Source organism: Mycobacterium cookii, from assembly GCF_010727945.1.
In the GTDB taxonomy this organism is placed as follows: Bacteria; Actinomycetota; Actinomycetes; order Mycobacteriales; family Mycobacteriaceae; genus Mycobacterium; species Mycobacterium cookii.
Window position 1 is genome coordinate 2900696 of record NZ_AP022569.1, and the last position, 17933, is coordinate 2918628.

The 17933-nt window shown below is 67.1% G+C and carries 19 protein-coding genes; 9 read left to right on the forward strand and 10 right to left on the reverse strand.

Annotated elements, in window-relative coordinates:
- Entirely contained in the window at window positions 1-1185 is a 1185-nt protein-coding gene (gene hsaA, locus G6N27_RS13755) for a 3-hydroxy-9,10-secoandrosta-1,3,5(10)-triene-9,17-dione monooxygenase oxygenase subunit (RefSeq protein WP_163776834.1), read from the reverse strand.
- Between the two features lie 145 nt (window positions 1186-1330).
- On the opposite strand from hsaA, the gene G6N27_RS13760 reads away from it, so the two are divergent.
- A complete protein-coding gene (locus G6N27_RS13760) occupies window positions 1331-2401 on the forward strand; it encodes a ferredoxin--NADP reductase (RefSeq protein ID WP_163776835.1) in 1071 nt (356 codons plus the stop codon).
- 47 nt (window positions 2402-2448) lie between these two features.
- Entirely contained in the window at window positions 2449-2973 is a 525-nt protein-coding gene (locus G6N27_RS13765) for a hypothetical protein (protein WP_163776836.1), read from the forward strand.
- A 4-nt stretch (window positions 2974-2977) separates the two neighbouring features.
- Here the strand turns inward: G6N27_RS13765 and G6N27_RS13770 are convergent, their stop codons facing one another.
- Window positions 2978-3829 (reverse strand): type 1 glutamine amidotransferase domain-containing protein, encoded by an 852-nt coding sequence (locus tag G6N27_RS13770; protein WP_163776837.1) that lies wholly within the window; start codon window positions 3827-3829, stop codon window positions 2978-2980.
- Window positions 3830-3974: 145 nt separating this feature from the next.
- Here G6N27_RS13770 and G6N27_RS13775 point away from each other — a divergent pair, with 145 nt between their 5' ends.
- Window positions 3975-4811 (forward strand): DUF5995 family protein, encoded by an 837-nt coding sequence (locus tag G6N27_RS13775; protein ID WP_163776838.1) that lies wholly within the window; start codon window positions 3975-3977, stop codon window positions 4809-4811.
- Window positions 4812-4890: 79 nt separating this feature from the next.
- Here the strand turns inward: G6N27_RS13775 and G6N27_RS13780 are convergent, their stop codons facing one another.
- The gene (locus G6N27_RS13780; protein WP_163776839.1) at window positions 4891-5265 is read right to left on the reverse strand and encodes a hypothetical protein; all 375 of its coding nucleotides are present in this window, start codon (window positions 5263-5265) and stop codon (window positions 4891-4893) included.
- A gap of 69 nt (window positions 5266-5334) precedes the next feature.
- Between G6N27_RS13780 and G6N27_RS13785 the strand changes: the two genes are divergently transcribed.
- Entirely contained in the window at window positions 5335-5796 is a 462-nt protein-coding gene (locus G6N27_RS13785; protein ID WP_197746504.1) for a cupin domain-containing protein, read from the forward strand.
- A 3-nt stretch (window positions 5797-5799) separates the two neighbouring features.
- Here G6N27_RS13785 and G6N27_RS13790 read toward each other — a convergent pair whose 3' ends face one another.
- Window positions 5800-7908 (reverse strand): acyl-CoA dehydrogenase, encoded by a 2109-nt coding sequence (locus G6N27_RS13790; RefSeq protein WP_163776841.1) that lies wholly within the window; start codon window positions 7906-7908, stop codon window positions 5800-5802.
- A gap of 305 nt (window positions 7909-8213) precedes the next feature.
- Between G6N27_RS13790 and kstR the strand changes: the two genes are divergently transcribed.
- Window positions 8214-8822, forward strand: a complete 609-nt coding sequence (kstR, locus tag G6N27_RS13795; RefSeq protein ID WP_163776842.1) for a cholesterol catabolism transcriptional regulator KstR — start codon at window positions 8214-8216, stop codon at window positions 8820-8822.
- A 4-nt stretch (window positions 8823-8826) separates the two neighbouring features.
- Here the strand turns inward: kstR and G6N27_RS13800 are convergent, their stop codons facing one another.
- Window positions 8827-9900: a LacI family DNA-binding transcriptional regulator gene (locus G6N27_RS13800; protein WP_163776843.1), complete on the reverse strand. Its 1074-nt coding sequence runs from the start codon at window positions 9898-9900 to the stop codon at window positions 8827-8829.
- 99 nt (window positions 9901-9999) lie between these two features.
- Here G6N27_RS13800 and G6N27_RS13805 point away from each other — a divergent pair, with 99 nt between their 5' ends.
- From G6N27_RS13805 to G6N27_RS13815, 3 genes are read left to right on the forward strand one after another with little or no spacing between them, the layout of a single operon-like run.
- Window positions 10000-10758 carry a LamB/YcsF family protein gene (locus G6N27_RS13805; RefSeq protein ID WP_163776844.1) on the forward strand — a complete coding sequence of 253 codons (759 nt, stop codon included), beginning with the start codon at window positions 10000-10002 and terminating at the stop codon, window positions 10756-10758.
- Window positions 10758-11684 carry an MBL fold metallo-hydrolase gene (locus G6N27_RS13810; protein ID WP_163776845.1) on the forward strand — a complete coding sequence of 309 codons (927 nt, stop codon included), beginning with the start codon at window positions 10758-10760 and terminating at the stop codon, window positions 11682-11684. The genes G6N27_RS13805 and G6N27_RS13810 overlap by 1 nt, the downstream gene beginning before the upstream one ends.
- The gene (locus G6N27_RS13815; protein WP_163781772.1) at window positions 11681-12922 is read left to right on the forward strand and encodes an SLC13 family permease; all 1242 of its coding nucleotides are present in this window, start codon (window positions 11681-11683) and stop codon (window positions 12920-12922) included. Before G6N27_RS13810 ends, G6N27_RS13815 begins: the two co-directional genes overlap by 4 nt.
- Here G6N27_RS13815 and rlmB read toward each other — a convergent pair.
- The 5 genes from rlmB to carD all read right to left on the reverse strand — a co-directional run bounded on the left by rlmB (window position 12919) and on the right by carD (window position 17027).
- Entirely contained in the window at window positions 12919-13851 is a 933-nt protein-coding gene (rlmB, locus tag G6N27_RS13820; RefSeq protein WP_163776846.1) for a 23S rRNA (guanosine(2251)-2'-O)-methyltransferase RlmB, read from the reverse strand. The two genes, G6N27_RS13815 and rlmB, sit on opposite strands and share 4 nt — an antisense overlap.
- Entirely contained in the window at window positions 13841-15262 is a 1422-nt protein-coding gene (gene cysS / locus G6N27_RS13825) for a cysteine--tRNA ligase (RefSeq protein WP_163776847.1), read from the reverse strand. Before cysS ends, rlmB begins: the two co-directional genes overlap by 11 nt.
- Window positions 15263-15371: 109 nt before the next feature.
- Window positions 15372-15845: a 2-C-methyl-D-erythritol 2,4-cyclodiphosphate synthase gene (gene ispF / locus G6N27_RS13830; RefSeq protein ID WP_163776848.1), complete on the reverse strand. Its 474-nt coding sequence runs from the start codon at window positions 15843-15845 to the stop codon at window positions 15372-15374.
- On the reverse strand, window positions 15842-16513 hold the full coding sequence (gene ispD / locus G6N27_RS13835) for a 2-C-methyl-D-erythritol 4-phosphate cytidylyltransferase (RefSeq protein WP_232064576.1): 672 nt from the start codon (window positions 16511-16513) through the stop codon (window positions 15842-15844). Before ispD ends, ispF begins: the two co-directional genes overlap by 4 nt.
- 25 nt (window positions 16514-16538) lie before the next feature.
- Entirely contained in the window at window positions 16539-17027 is a 489-nt protein-coding gene (carD, locus tag G6N27_RS13840) for an RNA polymerase-binding transcription factor CarD (RefSeq protein WP_163781774.1), read from the reverse strand.
- A gap of 314 nt (window positions 17028-17341) precedes the next feature.
- On the opposite strand from carD, the gene G6N27_RS13845 reads away from it, so the two are divergent.
- Complete coding sequence (locus tag G6N27_RS13845; RefSeq protein WP_372512988.1) at window positions 17342-17932, forward strand: hypothetical protein; 591 nt, start codon at window positions 17342-17344, stop codon at window positions 17930-17932.
- The last annotated feature ends 1 nt before the right edge of the window (window position 17933 follow it).

Below are 17933 nucleotides of genomic sequence, written 5' to 3' on the forward strand. Positions count from 1 at the left end.
TTAGACCATCGTGTCGCCGGGCGGCAGCCCGAACTCGTTGTTACCGAAGATCACGTAGGCCCGCTCAGGGTCGTTGGCCGCGTGCACCCGGCCGGCGTGTGCGTCACGCCAGAACCGTTGCACCGGTGCGTCATTGGCAAGCGCGGTGGCACCGGAGGCCTCGAACAGCCGGTCGACCGACGCGATGGCGCGTCCGGTGGCGCGCACCTGGTCGCGTCGTGCGCGGGCCCGCAGCTCGAACGGAATCTCCTTGCCCGCCGACAACAGGGCGTATTCGTCACCCACGTTGCCGATCAGCTGACGCCACGCCGCATCGATGTCGCTGGCCGCCTCGGCGATACGCACCTTGGCGAACGGATCGTCCTTGGCCTTCTCGCCGGCGAACGCCGCACGCACCCGCTTACCCTGGTGCTCGACATGCGCGTCGTAGGCGCCGTAGGCCATGCCGACGATCGGTGCCGAGATGGTGGTGGGATGCATTGTGCCCCACGGCATCTTGTACACCGGCGCGGTGTTGTTCTGATAGCCGCCCGCGGTGCCGTCATTCATCTGCTTGTAGGACAGGAACCGATGCCGTGGAACGAACACATCCTTGACGACGACCGTGTTGCTGCCGGTCCCCTTCAGGCCCACCACATGCCAGACATCGTCGATGCGGTATTCGGTACGCGGGATCAGAAAGCTGCCGAAGTCGACGGGCCGGCCGTCCTTGATGACCGGACCGCCGAGGAAGGCCCAGGTGGCGTGGTCACAACCCGACGACCAGTTCCACGAGCCGCTGACCAAGTAACCGCCATCGACGACCGTGCCCGCCCCCATCGGGGCGTACGACGACGACACCCGCACATGGGCGTCATCGCCCCAGACCTCGTCCTGGGCCTGCTGGTCGAACAGCGCCAGATGCCAGTTGTGCACGCCGATGATCGAGCTGACCCAGCCGGTGGACCCGCATGCGCTGGCCAGCCGCCGAACGGCTTCGTAGAACACTGCCGGATCGACTTGCAGGCCGCCCCACTGCTCGGGCTGCAGCAACCGGAAGAAGCCGATCTCCTGCAGCTCGCTGACCGTGGCATCCGGCAGTTTGCGTAGGTCCTCGGTCTCCTGGGCCCGCTGCCGCAGCTTGGGCAGCAGTTCGTCGATGCCGTCTAGGACCGACTGGGCGTCACGTTGTTGAATGGACGTCACGGGTTCCTCCATAAAGGTGGCTAACTTAGACAAAGACTAGAACACGTTCCGATTTGTGTCGAGCACCGTGTTCCTGCGGCTGGTAGCGATACTGATCCAGGTTTCTGTAACCTGTTCTAGTTATGACGGAAGGAAGGGCGGGGTTGTGACGGACGCAGTTCCCGACGAACCGCTCGGCAGCCACGTTCTGGAACTGGAGATCGCCGACGTCGTCGCCGAGACCGACGATGCGCGGTCGTTGGTGTTCAGGCTGCCCGACGATGCCGAGACACCGGCCGACCGGCTGCGCTACGCCCCCGGTCAGTTCCTGACGTTGCGGGTGCCCAGCGACCGCACCGGCTCGGTCGCCCGCTGCTATTCGCTGTGCAGTTCGCCGTTCACCGACGAGGCGCTGACCGTCACCGTCAAGCGCGACAAGGACGGGTACGCGTCGAACTGGCTGTGCGATCACGCTCGCCCCGGCATGCGGATTCACGTGCTGGCGCCGTCGGGCACATTCGTGCCGAAGACGCTCGACGACGACTTCCTGCTGCTCGCCGCGGGCAGCGGCATCACGCCGATCCTGTCGATCTGCAAGTCCGCGCTGTCCGAAGGCGGCGGCCGGGTAGTGCTGCTCTACGCCAACCGCGACGAACGATCGGTGATCTTCGGCGATGCGCTACGCGAGCTCGCGGCCAAATACCCCGACCGACTGACCGTCGTGCATTGGCTGGAGTCGCTGCAAGGATTGCCTTCGGCCACCGCGCTGGCGCAACTGGCCGCCCCGTTCACCGACCGCCAGGCCTTCATCTGCGGGCCCGGGCCGTTCATGGCCGCCGCCCGCGAGGCCCTCGAGACCCTGAAAGTGCCTGCGCCGCAAATACATCTCGAGGTGTTCAAGTCGCTGGACAGCGACCCGTTCGCGGCGGTGAAGATCGAGCACGACGATTCTGACGAGCCGCCGGCCACCGCGGTCGTCGAACTCGACGGACAAACCCACACTGTCACCTGGCCACGCAAAGCCAAACTGCTCGACGTGCTGCTGGACGCCGGCCTGGACGCGCCGTTCTCCTGCCGCGAGGGCCACTGCGGCGCCTGCGCCACCAGCCTGCGCAAAGGCAAGGTGAACATGGAGGTCAACGACGTGCTCGAGCAGCAGGACCTCGACGAAGGGCTGATCCTGGCCTGCCAGTCGCACCCCGAGACCGATTCGGTCGAAGTCACCTACGACGAATAGCCGCAGCGTAAATTCTGCTCAGGTTCGACCTCGTGAGGAGCTTGGAGATGAAGCGGCTGGCCGCGGCTGTTGGTCTGGTTCTCGCATTGACGCCTCCTGCGACGTCGTCGGCCGCAAGCAACACCGCCACCTCGCTGATACCGCTCAACGACGGCAGCCAGTTGGAGACCCGCGCCACGCTCGACTGCCACGCCGCGAACGGCAGCTGCGACTTCACCGTCGGCGCCGACCGCAGGACCGGCGATGCAGTCGACGGTTTCCCGCACGACCTCTGGTCGCGGCAGAGCACCGACATCCGCTCGATGGACCGCACGTTGTACCTCGACGTGCACGCCACCGCGCAATACGACCGGGTGTTCAAAGAGGGCGGGAACGACAACGTCACGACGATCTACATGGGCGAGGGCGGCCCGGACAAGTACCAGACCACCGGCCGCATCGACGCCACCGACTGGCGCACCGGCCAGTCGCGGACCAATATTCCCGTCATCTTGTGCACGCACATTCAGGTGGTCTACGGCGGAAACAACATCGCCTCACCGAGCACCTGCGCGCAAGCCACCTTCTCCTGAGACGTCAAAGCTTCTGCGACAACACCTTTGCGAACGTGTGGGTGTCGCCGGGCCAGCGCGCCGACAGGTAGGCGCCGTCGTCCACGACGAAGGCCGGTCGCGAATCGGTTGCGGTGTCGCGCGCCATCCCCGACGTCTTCTTCCGCCAGTGCGGTGAGCCGCGTTCGACGTCGCGAAAATCGGTCGGGCTTTCCAGTGCGCGGGTGACTTCGGACTGCACGGACATGTACCCCGACGGCTGGCCGTTGTCCTCGCTGTAGGTGCGGTAGTAGTCGGGATCCCAGAACCGGGTGACGCGGGTCAGGCGCCATGCGGTGCGCTCCAGCGCCCAGGTCAGCGCGGTGGTCCGACGCCCGTAGAGCACTGAGCGCCCGGTGGCGGGATCGACGCTGCGGGCGGCCAGCAGCACACCGTGACAAATCGCGGCAACGGTCACGCCGCGGGCGAAGGCGTCGACGACCAGCCGGTGCAGGATTTCGCTGTCGATGTAGGAGCGCATGCCGCGGGCGCGGTGGCCGCCGGGAAGCAGCAACGCGTCGATGCCGTCGAGACTGGTCTGCGCCCAGCTGGACGGGTTGTGGTACTCCGCCGACTGCAACATCTCCCGGTAGGCGCCACGGGCATCCTTATTGGCCCGCAGCGCCCGCCCCACAACCGTGATCGCGCCCAATACCGGCACCGCAGACCACAAGTCGAGACCGCGGCCGCTGACCATAATGTCGTCGGCGACACCTGGTGCGCCGCTTTCGGTGGCGAACACCACCCGGTGACCGTTGGCCCGCAGCACCTGCCAACTGACCGCGACTTCGGTCGGGTCGAAGTCACGATCGGGAATCGGGATCAGCACAGTGCCCATGGGTAATAGCTGAGCTTACGGCCCAGAGGATCCCTGGCAAACCGTCGCCGCGATCACTGGCCGACCCAGTACCGAGTACCGAACGCCCTTACGCTGCATGGCTACTTACACCACGACGCTCGTAGATTGGCGTCATAATTCACCCATGCCTGCTACGCCGCCACCTCCGGCGCCCATACCGCCCGTGTCGACATTCGATGCCGTGGTGTCGGCGCTCGACTCGGTTATCGAGTGGTCAATCGCCGCGTCCTGCCGGCTGGGCTACTTCGCCGCGCTGTACAAGCGGATCACGATCGCAGTCCGCACGGCGGTCACCAACGACGTATTCCAGGACGGACCACGGATGGAGCGGTTCGACGCGTCATTCGCGGGCCGTTACTTCGACGCGCTGAACGGTTACTTTCACCCGAACCAATTCCCGCGGCCGACACGCTCATGGCAAAAGGCTTTCGATGCCGCCGATCGCGTTGACCTGATCATCTTGCAGCACATGCTGGGCGGCATAAACGCCCATATCGAGCTGGATCTTGGGATCACGGCCCAAAAGATCGCTCCAGCAGTGAAACTGCCGAAGCTGCACGACGACTTCAACACTCTCAACGCCGTGTTGGCGAGCCAGGTCAACGGGGTAGTCGACGACATCAATCAACTGTCTCCAGAACTGGCCGACCTCTACCAGATCCTGGCCGAGAACGAGATTTTCATGATCAACCAAGCAGTCGCTGCTATGCGTGACAGCGCATGGCGGTTCGCGATCTTGCTCGCAGTGGTACCGGGATTCACTCGGCCGCTTACTATTTGGGTGCGCGATCGGGTGGTCGCAGCCCAGGCAGACCTGATCTACCACCCGCCTGGCATCATCGGCGTGATCCAGGCGACGCTTCGCGACATCGCCGAAAAGGAAAGCCGCGACGTTGTCCGCAACATTCAGGTGCTCGACCAGATCGCGTCGAGGCCCGCGCCGATCAGGACGACATTGTGAGCAACATCCCGTCCTTCACGCCGAGCGTCACGAGTATCCGCGACTCGAATTGACTGTTGCGCGACGTGCTGGATCGCCATCAGCCGCCGATTCCGTTGTCGAGCCCGAGATGGCTTCCGAAATACCAAGGGAGGCCTACCAGTTGGAGCTGCACTGCGAGACCCAACACGATCAGCGCGGCGAGCAATCCAGCGGCTCGGATCCGGGTGCCGATGGGGAGAAAGACAAGAACCAGAAAAAGCGGAGCGAAACCGAACTCCACCCACAGCAGGATTCGTTTGGGCGTTTCGACCGCCTTGTCGTAGTCGGTGAGATGCCCGTCTGGAAAACCTGCCAGGTACAGATCCCCGGCGGCTAGGTAGCTTATGAACAACGCGGCGATGGCGGCTACTACACAAGCGACTCTGGCAACAGCCTCTAGCGCCGCGCCTGCATCTTTTCGACTGTCCGACATTGACGTCGCCCACCTGAGCCACTGGGGAGCAGCCAGAGCCCCCGTCGACGAAGAGGATCACCCATGAGCATGGCATACCTGGCGCAGCCGGAGCAGCAGCAACAACTGGAATGGCTCGATGGCGGCACATTGGCCATCCTGCTCGACGGCAACGCCACCAACGGCCAGTTGATGGTCGGGCGCTTTGACGTCAGCGAAGGCGAAGCACCGCCGTATCACAAGCACACGCGTGAGGATGAGGTATTCATGCTCATCAAAGGGACGGCGCTGCTGTGGCTCGATGATCAGGAGATGGAGCTGTCGGAAGGCGGAATCGTGTTCTTGCCCAAGAACATTCCGCACGCATACCGCATCACATCCAAGAAGGCCGATCTGCTGATGATCAACACGCCCGCCGGAATCGAGGGAATGTTCCGCTACGCCGGTCGTGACAAAGCGACGCCGCGCCCAGAGGGTTTCGAGATCTCACCGGAACGCATGGCCGAGGGAGCCGACAAGTTCGGGCAGATCATTCTCGGCCCTCCGCGCTGAACCTCAGCGCGGCAAGCCAAGCAGCCGTTCGGCAGCCAAGGTCAGCAGGATCTGCTCGGTACCGCCGGCGATGGTCAGGCAGCGGGTGTTGAGGAAGTCGTGCACCAGCTTGTCGTGCTCAACGAGGCCTGCCCCGTCCGATAGGTCCATCCGGTATTCGGCGAGCGCCTGCCGGTAACGCACGCCGACGAGTTTGCGCACACTGGACTGCGCGCCAGGGTCCTGACCGCCCACCGCGAGCTGGGCGATCCGCTGGTCCAGCAGCGCGCCGGCCTGGGCGGTGATGATCAGGCGTCCCAGCTGATCCTGCTGGGCCACATCGATATCCAGCTTCGCGACCATTGCGAGCAGTTCTTCCATCGGGTTGCCCAATGCGGTGCCCGCGGCCATCGCGACCCGCTCGTTGGCCAGCGTCGTGCGAGCCAACCGCCAGCCGTCGTTCACGCCACCGACCACCAACTCGTCGGGCACGAATACGCCGTCCAGGAAGACCTCGTTGAACAGGTTGTCGCCGGTGATCTCGCGCAGCGGCCGAATCAGGAGGCCGGGCGACTTCATGTCGATCAGGAAGTAGGTGATCCCTTTATGCTTTGGGGCGTCTTGGTCCGTTCTGGCCAGGCACACCCCCCACTGCGCCTTGTGCGCCGCCGACGTCCACACCTTCTGGCCGGTGAGCTCCCATCCGCCGTCGACCCGCACCGCCTTCGTGCGCAGCGACGCCAGGTCGGAGCCGGCTCCGGGCTCGGAAAATAGTTGGCACCAAAGGATTTCGCCGCTCAGAGTGCCGGGTACGAAACGCTCGATTTGCTCCGGGGTGCCGTGTTCGAGGATGGTCGGCGCGGCCCACCAGCCGATAACCAGGTCGGGACGGGTGATACCGGCCGATGCCAATTCCTGGTCGATCAGCAACTGCTCGGCGGGTCCGGCGCCGCGGCCATACGGCGCCGGCCAGTGCGGCGCCTGCAGACCCGCCTCCGCGAGGCCTACCTGACGCTTTTCGTCGGGCAGCGCGGCGACACCGGCGACCGCGTCGGCGATCTCGGGCTGCAGGTCGGCGACGTCGCTGAGGTCGATGCCGAGGTTGCGGCGCACGCCGCTCTGGGTCAACTCGGCGACACGGCGCAGCCAGCGCGCGGGACCGCCGAGAAACTGCCCGATGCCGTACGCCCGTCGCAGGTACAGATGCGCGTCGTGTTCCCAGGTGATGCCGATGCCGCCGAGCACCTGGATGCAGTCCTTGGTGTTGGCCTTGGCGGCGTCGATCGCGATGCTCGCGGCGATGGCAGCGGCGATCGACAGTTGGCTGTCGTCGCCCTCGCCCGCCGCCCGTGCGGCGTCGGCGGCGGCCACCGCGACCTGCTCGGCGCGGCACAGCATCTCGGCGCACAGGTGCTTGATTGCCTGGAAGCTGCCGATCGGTTTGCCGAACTGCTCACGCACCTTGGCATAGGCGACGGCGGTGTCGAGCGCCCACCGGGTGATGCCCGCTGCCTCGACGGCCAGGACCGTCGCGGCCAAGTCCGTGACCCGGTCGGCGGACACGTCCAGCACGGTGGCCGGCGCCGACGTCAGCACCACCCGCGCCAGCGGCCGGGAGAAGTCCGTCGGCTGCAGCGGCTCGACGGCGACACCGTCGGAATTCGCGTCGATGAGCAACGTCTTATTCCCGGCCGGCACCAGCAGCAAGCCGTCGGCGACGCCGCCCAGCACCCACGGCACAGTGCCCGATACCCGGGCGCCGTCGAATTCGACATCGGCGACCAGCGCCACCCCGGCGGTGCGCTCCCCCGACGCGAGCGCCTCGCGCAGAGCCGGGTCGGACACGACCAGCGTGGCCAGCGCGGTGCTGGCCACCGGGCCGGGCACCAGGGCCTTGGCGGCCTCCTCGACCATGGCCGCGAGGTCGTCGATGCTGCCACCCGCGCCGCCGTGTTCCTCGGGGACCGCGACGCCGAACAGGCCCAATTCGGCGAGGCCGGCGAAGACGGGCTGCCAGGCTTTCGGCTCACCCTGCTCGATATCCCGGACCGCCGCCACCGCGCCGGATCCGGCGGCCCAGTCACGCACCAATTCCCGCGCCGCAAACTGTTCGTCGGTGATGGTCTCAACCATCGGCTGCCACCTGAACTCTCTCGGTCGTCGGGATTGGTGCTGCCAGAGACGCCGCGCGCAACACTAGAACGTGTTCTAATAGTGCCAGTGTTCGACCGTCAAGTCGAATGCCATCGCAGCAGGACATCACGGTGTCCCGGCGGCTTGGAGGTGAGATATTCGCGCTCGGCGTGCGTATCGTTTCGAGCGAGGACGCAAGAAAAGGAGCTGTCCGTCAGATGACCCCTTCTGGATCGGGGCCAGCCAACACCGACTCGGGCCGGCCTTCGGGTTCGTCCGCCGCGCAGCCTCGTGAGGTGATGAACGTGGCAGTACTCGCCGAGTCCGAACTCGGCTCGGAGGCACAACGGGAACGCCGCAAGCGGATCCTGGACGCCACCATGGCGATCGCCTCCAAGGGTGGCTACGAAGCGGTGCAGATGCGTGCGGTCGCCGACCGCGCCGACGTCGCCGTGGGCACGCTCTACCGCTACTTCCCGTCGAAGGTGCACCTGCTGGTGTCCGCGCTGGGTCGCGAGTTCGAACGCATCGACGCCAAGACCGACCGCTCCACGCTGACCGGCGGAACGCCGTATCAACGGCTGAACTTCATGGTGAGCAAGCTCAACCGCGCGATGCAGCGCAATCCACTGCTGACCGAGGCCATGACCCGTGCCTACGTGTTCGCCGACGCATCGGCGGCGGGCGAGGTCGATCACGTCGAGAAGCTCATCGACTCCATGTTCGCCCGCGCAATGAGCGACGGCGAACCGAGCGAGGACCAGTACCACATCGCCAGGGTGATCTCCGATGTGTGGCTGTCGAATCTGCTGGCCTGGTTGACCCGTCGGGCTTCGGCCACCGATGTCAGCAAGCGGCTCGATCTCGCCGTTCGGCTGCTGATCGGCAACGGGGACGCCGCCGCCCAGGTCTGAGCGTTCAGGCCGGCGGGCCGGCGGTGCGTCCGCGAATCAACGTGGTGTCGAACACCTCGATGGTCGGATTGATGTCACCTTTGTGCAGGAGTTCGCCTGCGCGACGGCCTTTTTGCAGGCTCGGCTGCGCGACCGTGGTCAAGCCGCGGTTCATCGCCTCGGGCACGCCGTCGAACCCGGTGACGGTCATCTGGCCGGGCACGTATTTGCCGTGGCCACGCAGATAGTCCATCGCCGACAGAGCCAGCACGTCAGCGGTGCACATCAACGCGGTGATACGCGGGTTGGCTTGCAGCGCAACCTCGGCGGCGATGCCGCCGGCCTCAGGGGTGTGCTCGTGGCTTTCCACCACGGTCAGTGATTCCGGATCGAGGCCCGCCGCGGCCATCGCGTCGCGAGCGCCGCGAATCCGTTCGCTCTGCACGTGAAAAGTCGACGCCCGCAGCCGCTCGGAATTCACCACACCCTGGTAACTGTCGCGGAGCAGGCGCATCGTCAGTAGCCCGATCTCGCGATGCCCCAGACCGACAACGTAGTCGGCGATCCCGCGCATTGCGGCCCGGTCGTCGATGCCGACCTGGGATGCACCTGGCACGTCTTTCGGCTGATCGACCACCACCAGCGGCAGCCGTCGTTGCAGCACGACCTGCAGGTAAGGATCGTCGCCGGACGCCGAATACACCACGAAGCCGTCGACGCCCGCGGCCAGCACCGACGACGTCCCCTCGGCGACGCTGCGACTCGGGCCGACCGCGACCAGCAGCAGCCCCTGTCCGAGCTCTTCACACGATTGTGCAAGTCCCGCAACGAAATCCAGGGCGGCCGGATCGCGGAAGGAGTAGGTCAACGGCTCGGTGACCACCAGACCCACCGCGCCCGCCTTGCGGGTCCGCAGCGACCGCGCCACCGGGTCGGGGCCGGCGTAACCCAGACGTTTGGCCGTCGCGAGCACTCGCTCACGCAGCGCATCCGAGAGCTGGTCGGGCCGGTTGTACGCGTTGGAGATGGTCGTGCGTGACACCTTGAGCTCGGCTGCCAACGACGCGAGCGTCGCCCGGCGTCGCGGCAGGGGGCTCATGCTGCGAGGCTACCGGGCATCGCGCGCCTGAGCGGGCACGTCGCGGACTTTTCCCGGCGGCCCGAGCTGCACGCGACGGCGCGCCCTAAGCTATCGACCGTGGCCCGCATCGATCTCAACGCCGACCTGGGCGAGGGCTTCGGAGTCTGGCGACTCGGCGACGACGACGCCATGCTCGGCATCGTGACCAGCGCCAACGTGGCATGCGGCTTCCATGCCGGGGACCCGGCCGGGCTGTTGTCGGTGTGCAGGCTGGCCGCTCGGCGCGGCGTCCGGATCGGGGCGCAGGTGAGTTACCGCGATCTGGCCGGTTTCGGCCGTCGCTTCATCGACGTGGCCCCGGACGATCTGCTCGCCGACGTCGTCTATCAGATCGGCGCGTTGCACGGGCTGGCTCAATCCGTCGGCTCGACCGTGTCGTATGTCAAACCCCATGGCGCGCTGTACAACACGATCGTCACCCACGCCGAGCAGGCGGGGGCCGTCGCGGAAGCGGTGCGCACGGTCGATGCCGGCCTGCCGGTGCTCGGCTTGGCCGGTTCGGTGTTCTTCGACGAGGCGCAACGGCGTGGCCTGCGAACCGTGTCCGAGGCGTTCGCCGACCGGGCCTATCGACCGGACGGCCGGCTGGTGTCGCGGCGTGAACCGGGCGCGGTCCTCGACGATCCGGCCGCCGTCGCCGAGCGGGTGCTGTCGATGGTGACCGACGGAGCCGTGACCGCGATCGACGGATCTGTCGTTGAGGTCCACGTGGAATCGGTTTGCGTGCACGGCGATTCACCTGGCGCGGTGCAGATCGCCTCCGCTGTCCGGGATCGACTGCTGGGCGCGGGCATCGAGTTGGGAGCGTTCAGCTGATGCGGCTGCGGCCAGGGCGTCCGGATCTCGCGCGGCACTCGCATCGCTTCACCGTGCCGGTCGCCGAATCGGGTGCGCCGCTGACGGTGACCTGGCTGGGTGTCACGACGCTGCTGATCGACGACGGGTCGTCGGCGCTGATGACCGACGGCTTCTTCTCCCGACCCGGCCTCGCCCGCGTCGGTCTCGGCAAGGTGGCGCCGTCGGCGGCCCGGGTCGACGGCTGTCTGGCGCGGGCTCAGGTCACGCGGCTGGCGGCGGTCGTCCCGGTGCACACCCACTTCGACCACGCATTGGACTCCGCGCTGGTCGCCGAGCGCACCGGCGCGCAACTGGTCGGCGGTGAATCCGCCGCCAACGTCGGTCGCGGTCACGGCCTCGACGAGGACCGCATTGTGGTCGCCGAATCGGGCGCGCCAATTCGGTTGGGCGCCTTCGATATCACGCTGATCGAATCGCACCACTGCCCGCCCGACCGGTTCCCGGGCACCATCACCGCACCGGTGCTGACACCGACAAGAGCATCGGCCTACCGGTGCGGCGAGGCATGGTCGGCGTTCGTCCATCACCGGCCGTCGGACCGGCGACTACTCATCCAGGGCAGCGCCGGCTTCGTCAAAGGCTCGCTGGCCGGGCAGCACGCCGACGTTGTCTATCTCGGCGTGGGGCAGCTGGGCGTCCAGCCCGCGTCCTACCAGGTCGACTACTGGACGGAGACCGTGCGCGCCGTGGGCGCACGCCGCGTGGTCCTGACCCACTGGGACGACTTCTTCCGGCCGCTGTCGAAACCGTTGCGGGCGTTACCCTATGCGGGCGACGACCTCGATGTGTCACTGCGCGTGTTGACGAAACTGGCCACGCAGGACGGTGTGGCCCTGGACATGCCGACAGTCTGGCGGCGCGAAGACCCGTGGGCCGCGATTTGAACCTGTTCCTGGCTCTGCTGTCACTGGCGGCTGTCCTCGCGTTCGCGGTTGCCCGGCCCCGGGGGTGGCCGGAGGCGATCGCGGCCGTGCCGGCTGTGGTGCTACTGATCGCCGTCGGCGCGATCTCGGTGCACGACGCCGCCGGCGAAGCGGCCCAGTTGTCCCACGTCGTTGCCTTCCTGGGCGCGGTGCTGGTACTGGCCAAGATGTGTGACGACGAGGGCCTGTTCGAGGCGGCCGGGGCGGCGATGGCCCGCGCCAGCTCCGGCTCGACCAGCCTGCTGCGGCAGGTCTTCGTGATCGCCGCCGTGATCACCGCGGCGCTGAGCCTGGACGCGACCGTGGTGCTGCTGACGCCGGTGGTGCTGACCACGGTCCGGCGGCTTCGGGCGCCGGTACGTCCGCATGCCTACGCCACGGCGCACCTGGCCAACGCCGCGTCGTTGCTGCTGCCGGTGTCGAACCTGACCAACCTGCTGGCCTTTCATGCCGCGAACGTCTCGTTCCTGAAGTTCACCGCGGTGATGACGCTGCCGTGGCTGGCCGCGGTCGCCGCCGTGTACGTGGTGTTCCGGGTGTTCTTCCGGCGCGACCTCAGCGTGCAGCCCGAGCCGCAGGACGACGAGACGGTGCCCGCCACACCGGTATTCGCGTTGGTGGTGGTGGCGCTGACGCTGATCGGGTTCGTGGTCGCCGAAGCCGTAGGAGTGGCGCCGGCGTGGGCGGCGTTGGCGGGGGCCGCGGTGCTGGCGGTTCGCGGTCTGGTTCGTCGACACACGTCGCCGGTGGAGATCGTGCGCTCGGCCAATGTGCCATTCCTGGTCTTCGTGCTGGCGCTCGGCGTGGTGGTGCAGGCGGTCATGAACAACGGGATGACCGCCCGGATGGGAGCGCTGCTGCCGTCCGGGACCGGGCTTGCGGCGCTGTTGGGGTATGCGGCGCTGGCTGCCGTGCTGGCCAACGTCGTCAACAACCTGCCCGCCACGCTGGTGCTGGTGCCGCTGGTGGCGTCGACCGGGCCGGCGGCGGTGCTGGCCGTGCTGATCGGCGTGAACATCGGCCCGAACCTGACGTACGTAGGATCGCTGTCGAACCTGTTGTGGCGTAGTGTATTACGGCGTTACGACGTTCCGGCCAGCTTCGGTGAATACACCCGGCTGGGTTTGTGTACCGTGCCGACAGCGCTGGTGACGTCGGTGCTGGCGCTGTGGGCCGGGGTGCGGATGCTGGGGCTCTAACCCCGGCGCTGACGGGCGACGTCGGCCAGCACCACCCCGGCGGCCACCGAGGCGTTCAACGATTCACCCACCCCGCACATCGGGATCGACACCACCGCGTCGCAACTCTGCCGCACCAACCGGGACAGCCCTTTGCCTTCGGAGCCGACCACGATCACCACCGGGCCGGTGGCGTCGAGATCGTCGACGACGGTGTCGCCGTCGGCGTCCAGCCCGATCAGCTGAACGCCGTGGTCGGCCCAATCCTTCAGTGTACGAGTCAGATTGGTGGCTCGTGCGATGGGAATCCGGGCAGCCGCACCGGCGCTCGTCCGCCAGGCGACCGCGGTCACCGAGGCGGAGCGCCGCTGCGGGATCAGCACCCCGTGGCCGCCGAACGCCGCGACCGACCGGACGATCGCGCCGAGGTTCCGCGGGTCGGAGATGTTGTCCAGGGCAACCAGAAGAGCCGGCGGAGTGCGCGAGGCCGCCGCAAGCAACTCGTCGGGGTGGACGTAGTTGTAGGGCGGCACCTGCAACGCGATGCCCTGGTGCAACCCGTTGGTGGCGATCCGATCGAGATCGGTGCGCGGCACTTCGAGGATCGCGATACCGGAATCGGCTGCCAGCGTGACGGATTCACTGAGGCGTTCGTCGGCCTGGGCGCCGAGCGCGACATACAGCGCGGTCGCCGGAACACCGGCCCGCAGGCACTCGAGCACCGGGTTGCGGCCCAGCACCGTCTCGAAGTCGTCGTCCTTGCGCTTCGCGGGGCGCCGCGCTTGCGCCTTGGCCCGTTTGGCGGCCGGATGATTGGGCCGCATGTGCGCGGGCGGAGTGGCGCCGCGCCCTTCCAGGCCGCGGCGGCGCTGACCGCCGGACCCGACCGTCGGCCCCTTCTTCGTGCCGGCTTTGCGGATGGCGCCGCGGCGCTGCGAATTACCGGCCATCGGCGTGGCTTCCCAACGACCACTGCGGGCCGTCGGATGTGTCGGTGACCTCGACACCGGCGTCCTTGAGCCGATCCCGGATCTCGTCGGCCAGCTTCCAATCACGTTGCACGCGAGCCTGTTCGCGGCGATGCAGCTCGGAGCGGACCAGCACGTCGACCGCCTCCAGCGCGGCGGACGTCTCGTCACGCGATTCCCAACGCTCGTGCAGCGGGTCGCAGCCGAGGATGTCCATCATCGCGCGGATCTCGCCGGCGTGAGTCATCGCGCCGTCGTGGTCACCGGCGTCCAATGCGCGGTTTCCCTCGGCGCGGGTGCGGTGCACTTCGGCCAGCGCGGTCGGTACGGCCAGGTCGTCGTTGAGCGCGGCGGCGAACTGCGGTGTGCACTGCCCGAGTTCGACTACACCGACCCGGGTGCGCACCCGGTGCAGGAAATCCTCGATGCCGACGTAGGCGTTTACCGCGTCCTTCAGGGCCGTCTCGGAGAACTCCAGCATCGAGCGGTAGTGCGCGCTGCCCAGGTAGTAGCGCAACTCGGCGGGACGGACCCGCTGCAGCATGGCCGGGATCGACAGCACGTTGCCCAGCGACTTGCTCATCTTCTCGCCGCCCATGGTGACCCAGCCGTTGTGCAACCAGTAGCGCGCGAACTGGTCGCCGGCGGCGCGACTCTGAGCGATCTCGTTCTCATGGTGGGGGAATACCAAATCCATTCCACCGCAATGGATATCAAATTCCGGTCCGAGATAGGTGCGGGCCATCGCGGAGCATTCCAGATGCCAGCCGGGCCGTCCGCGGCCCCACGGCGTCGGCCATGACGGCTCGCCGGGCTTGGCGCCCTTCCACAGCGTGAAGTCGCGCTGATCCCGCTTGCCGGTGGCCACGCCCTCACCTTGGTGCACATCGTCGATCTTGTGCCCCGACAGCCGGCCGTATTCGGGGTAGCTCAGCACATCGAAATAGACGTCGCCGCAGCCCTTTTGACCTGGGTACGCGCTGCCCGACTCGATCAGCCGCTCGATCAGCTCCACCATCTGGGTGATGTGGCCGGTGGCCCGGGGTTCGGCCGACGGCGGCAAGACGCCCAGCGCGTCGTAGGCGGCCGAGAACGCCCGCTCGAAGGTGGCCGCCCACTCCCACCACGGGCGGTCGGCCGCGGCGGCCTTATTGAGGATCTTGTCGTCGATGTCAGTGACGTTGCGGATGAACGCGACGTCGCAGCCGCGAGCCATCAGCCATCGCCGCAGGATGTCAAAGGCCACCCCGCTGCGCACATGACCGATGTGCGGCAGGCCCTGCACTGTGGCGCCGCACAGATAGATGGAGACATGGCCGGGGCGCAACGGGACGAAATCACGCACGGCACCGGCTGCCGTGTCGTGTAGCCGCAGGCCGGCGCTATCGGTCACGACGTGCCAGCTTACCGGGCCGAATACGCCGTCGATGACCACAGCGTCGTGTTCGCGGAGCGAACACGACGGCAAGGGAAACGATCACCGAGATGCCAAAGCGCGAGATCTAGTCCGTTTCGATCAGCAGAGCCGTCGCGATCGCCGCCCGGCCCTCACCGCGCCCGGTCAGCCCGAGCCCGTCGGTGGTGGTCGCCGACACCGACACCGGCGCGTCCAGCACCTCCGACAACGTCGTCTGCGCCTCGGCGCGTCGCGGGCCGATTCGGGGACGGTTGCCGATCACCTGGACGGCCGCATTGCCGACCCGGCAGCCGTGCCGCGCAAGCAGGTCGGCGACGTGGCGCAGCATGGTCATGCCGCTGGCACCGGCCCACTGCGGGTCGTCGACACCGAACACATCGCCGATGTCGCCCAGCCCGGCCGCCGATAGCAGCGCATCGCACAGCGCATGCACCGCGACGTCGCCGTCGGAGTGCCCGGCGCAGCCGTCGTCGTCGGGAAACAGCAGGCCCAGCAGCCAGCACGGCCTGCCGGATTCGATTACGTGCACGTCGGTGCCGACGCCGACCCGGAAGCTCACTGGGCCACGATCGCTTGCGCCAGCATCAAGTCCAACCGGGTGGTGATCTTGAAGGCCAGCGGGTCGCCGGGAACCACCTGCACCTGGCCGCCGATGCGCTCGACCAGCGAGGCGTCGTCGGTGAAATCGGCCGTTCCGGCCTGCTGGTAGGCCCGCAGCAGCAGGTCGGTGGCGAAACCCTGCGGGGTCTGCACGGCCCGCAGCCCGGCCCGGTCCGGCGTGCCCAGCACCGCACCGTTGGCGTCGACGGCCTTGACGGTGTCGGACAAGGGCAGCACCGGGATGACGGCCGGATGCCCGGCTCGCAGCGCCTCGACCACCCGCACCACCAGATCGGGCGGTGTCAGAGCGCGTGCGGCGTCGTGGACCAGCACAAAGTCAGGATTTTCGCCGTCGGTGACGGCCGCCAACGCCCGGCTGACCGAGTCGCCGCGATTGGCGCCCCCGGCGACGACGGTCGCATCACTGCCCAGGATCAGCTTGGCCCGGTCTGTGCGGTCGGCGGGAACCGCCACCACCACGTAATCGACGACACCCGACTCGAGCAGGCCGTCGACGGCGCGCTCAACCAGGGTCCGTCCCTCGAGCTGATAAAAAGCCTTCGGTACACCGGCTGCCAGCCGTTCACCGGATCCGGCAGCCGGAACCACCGCGACCGTGCTGGTCAAACCCGGTCCTCGTGCATCAGGGAATTCAGGAAGCGGCGGCCAGAACCTCGTCGAGGATGATCGACGCCTTGGCGTCATCCGTGCTCTCGGCCAGCGCGAGCTCGCCGACCAGAATCTGACGGGCCTTGGCCAGCATGCGCTTCTCGCCGGCGGACAGTCCGCGCTCCTGGTCGCGGCGCCACAGGTCGCGGACCACCTCAGCAACCTTGTTGACGTCGCCGGAGGCGAGCTTTTCCAGATTGGCCTTATAGCGGCGGGACCAGTTGGTCGGCTCTTCGGTGTGCGGTGCGCGGAGCACCTGGAACACCTTGTCGAGGCCTTCTTGGCCAACCACATCGCGCACGCCGACGTATTCGGCGTTGTCGGCGGGTACTCGAACTGTCAGGTCTCCCTGCGCCACCTTCAAGACGAGATACTCTTTTTGTTCCCCCTTGATGGTTCGGGTTTCAATCGCCTCGATTAACGCAGCACCGTGGTGTGGATAGACAACGGTGTCTCCGACCGCAAAATTCATCAGTTTCGAGCCCCTTTCGTTACTCCATGCTAACACGTTGCGCAAACACATGCGGAACAACGGTGCAGGTCAGGGGCACCATACGTGCGGAGAGGGGCTTGACAGACGGGTGAATTCGTGCAAGGCCCCATCGCGCCGAGAGCCTGTTCGGCGCCGTCCGCCGGCCTGTGGATATCCGCCGTATGACGCGGTCAGGGCTTTGCTGCGCTGCTTCGATCCGGCTGCGGCGCCCTCGGCTACCGCGGGTCCGATCGACCTACTACTCTGCATAGTCGAACCGCAGTAGCGTTCGTGGGCCGAGCAGGAGGCTTTGAGTGATTCGCTTCGACTACCGCGACTCGAAATCCCGCTCGAGTCGTCGCTCGGCAAGGGCCGCTGTGTTGGCTGCCGGTGCCGTGATCGGCGCTGTGACGGTCACCGGCTGCGGTGCCGGGCAGCTTTCACAGACCGCGATGCAGCAATCCGCGGTCGACGGCAACGCCGCGGTGGTCAAGAACGTCGCGTTGCGCAACGTCCGCATTCAGGCCGCGCAGACCGGCGACTTCCTGCGCCCGGGCGCCACGGTGGACCTGGTGCTGGTCGCGGTCAACCAGTCGCCGGACACCGCCGACAAGCTGATCGGCGTCACCACCGACATCGGCACGGTGACGGTGACCGGCGACCCGACGCTGCCCCCCAGCGGCGTGCTGTTCTTCGGCGCCCAGAACGGCCAGACAAAGCAAGCCGATCGCGCCATTGAGGCAGGCGACACGGTCAAGGCGACCATCGCGCTGACCAAGCCGATCACCAACGGCCCGAACTACGACGTGACCTTCACCTTCGAGAAGGCCGGCAGCGTCAACGTCGCGGTGCCGATTTCGGCGCCCGAGGGTCCCCGGCAAAACGAACCGCCGAAGCCGGCCTAAC

Coding starts and splice junctions, on each gene's coding strand:
- G6N27_RS13765 (WP_163776836.1), top strand. CDS start 2,449: ATGAAGCGGCTGGCCGCGGCTGTTGGTCTGGTTCTCGCATTGACGCCT.
- G6N27_RS13770 (WP_163776837.1), bottom strand. CDS start 3,829: ATGGGCACTGTGCTGATCCCGATTCCCGATCGTGACTTCGACCCGACC.
- G6N27_RS13775 (WP_163776838.1), top strand. CDS start 3,975: ATGCCTGCTACGCCGCCACCTCCGGCGCCCATACCGCCCGTGTCGACA.
- G6N27_RS13780 (WP_163776839.1), bottom strand. CDS start 5,265: ATGTCGGACAGTCGAAAAGATGCAGGCGCGGCGCTAGAGGCTGTTGCC.
- G6N27_RS13785 (WP_197746504.1), top strand. CDS start 5,335: ATGGCATACCTGGCGCAGCCGGAGCAGCAGCAACAACTGGAATGGCTC.
- G6N27_RS13790 (WP_163776841.1), bottom strand. CDS start 7,908: ATGGTTGAGACCATCACCGACGAACAGTTTGCGGCGCGGGAATTGGTG.
- G6N27_RS13800 (WP_163776843.1), bottom strand. CDS start 9,900: ATGAGCCCCCTGCCGCGACGCCGGGCGACGCTCGCGTCGTTGGCAGCC.
- G6N27_RS13810 (WP_163776845.1), top strand. CDS start 10,758: ATGCGGCTGCGGCCAGGGCGTCCGGATCTCGCGCGGCACTCGCATCGC.
- rlmB (WP_163776846.1), bottom strand. CDS start 13,851: ATGGCCGGTAATTCGCAGCGCCGCGGCGCCATCCGCAAAGCCGGCACG.
- carD (WP_163781774.1), bottom strand. CDS start 17,027: ATGAATTTTGCGGTCGGAGACACCGTTGTCTATCCACACCACGGTGCT.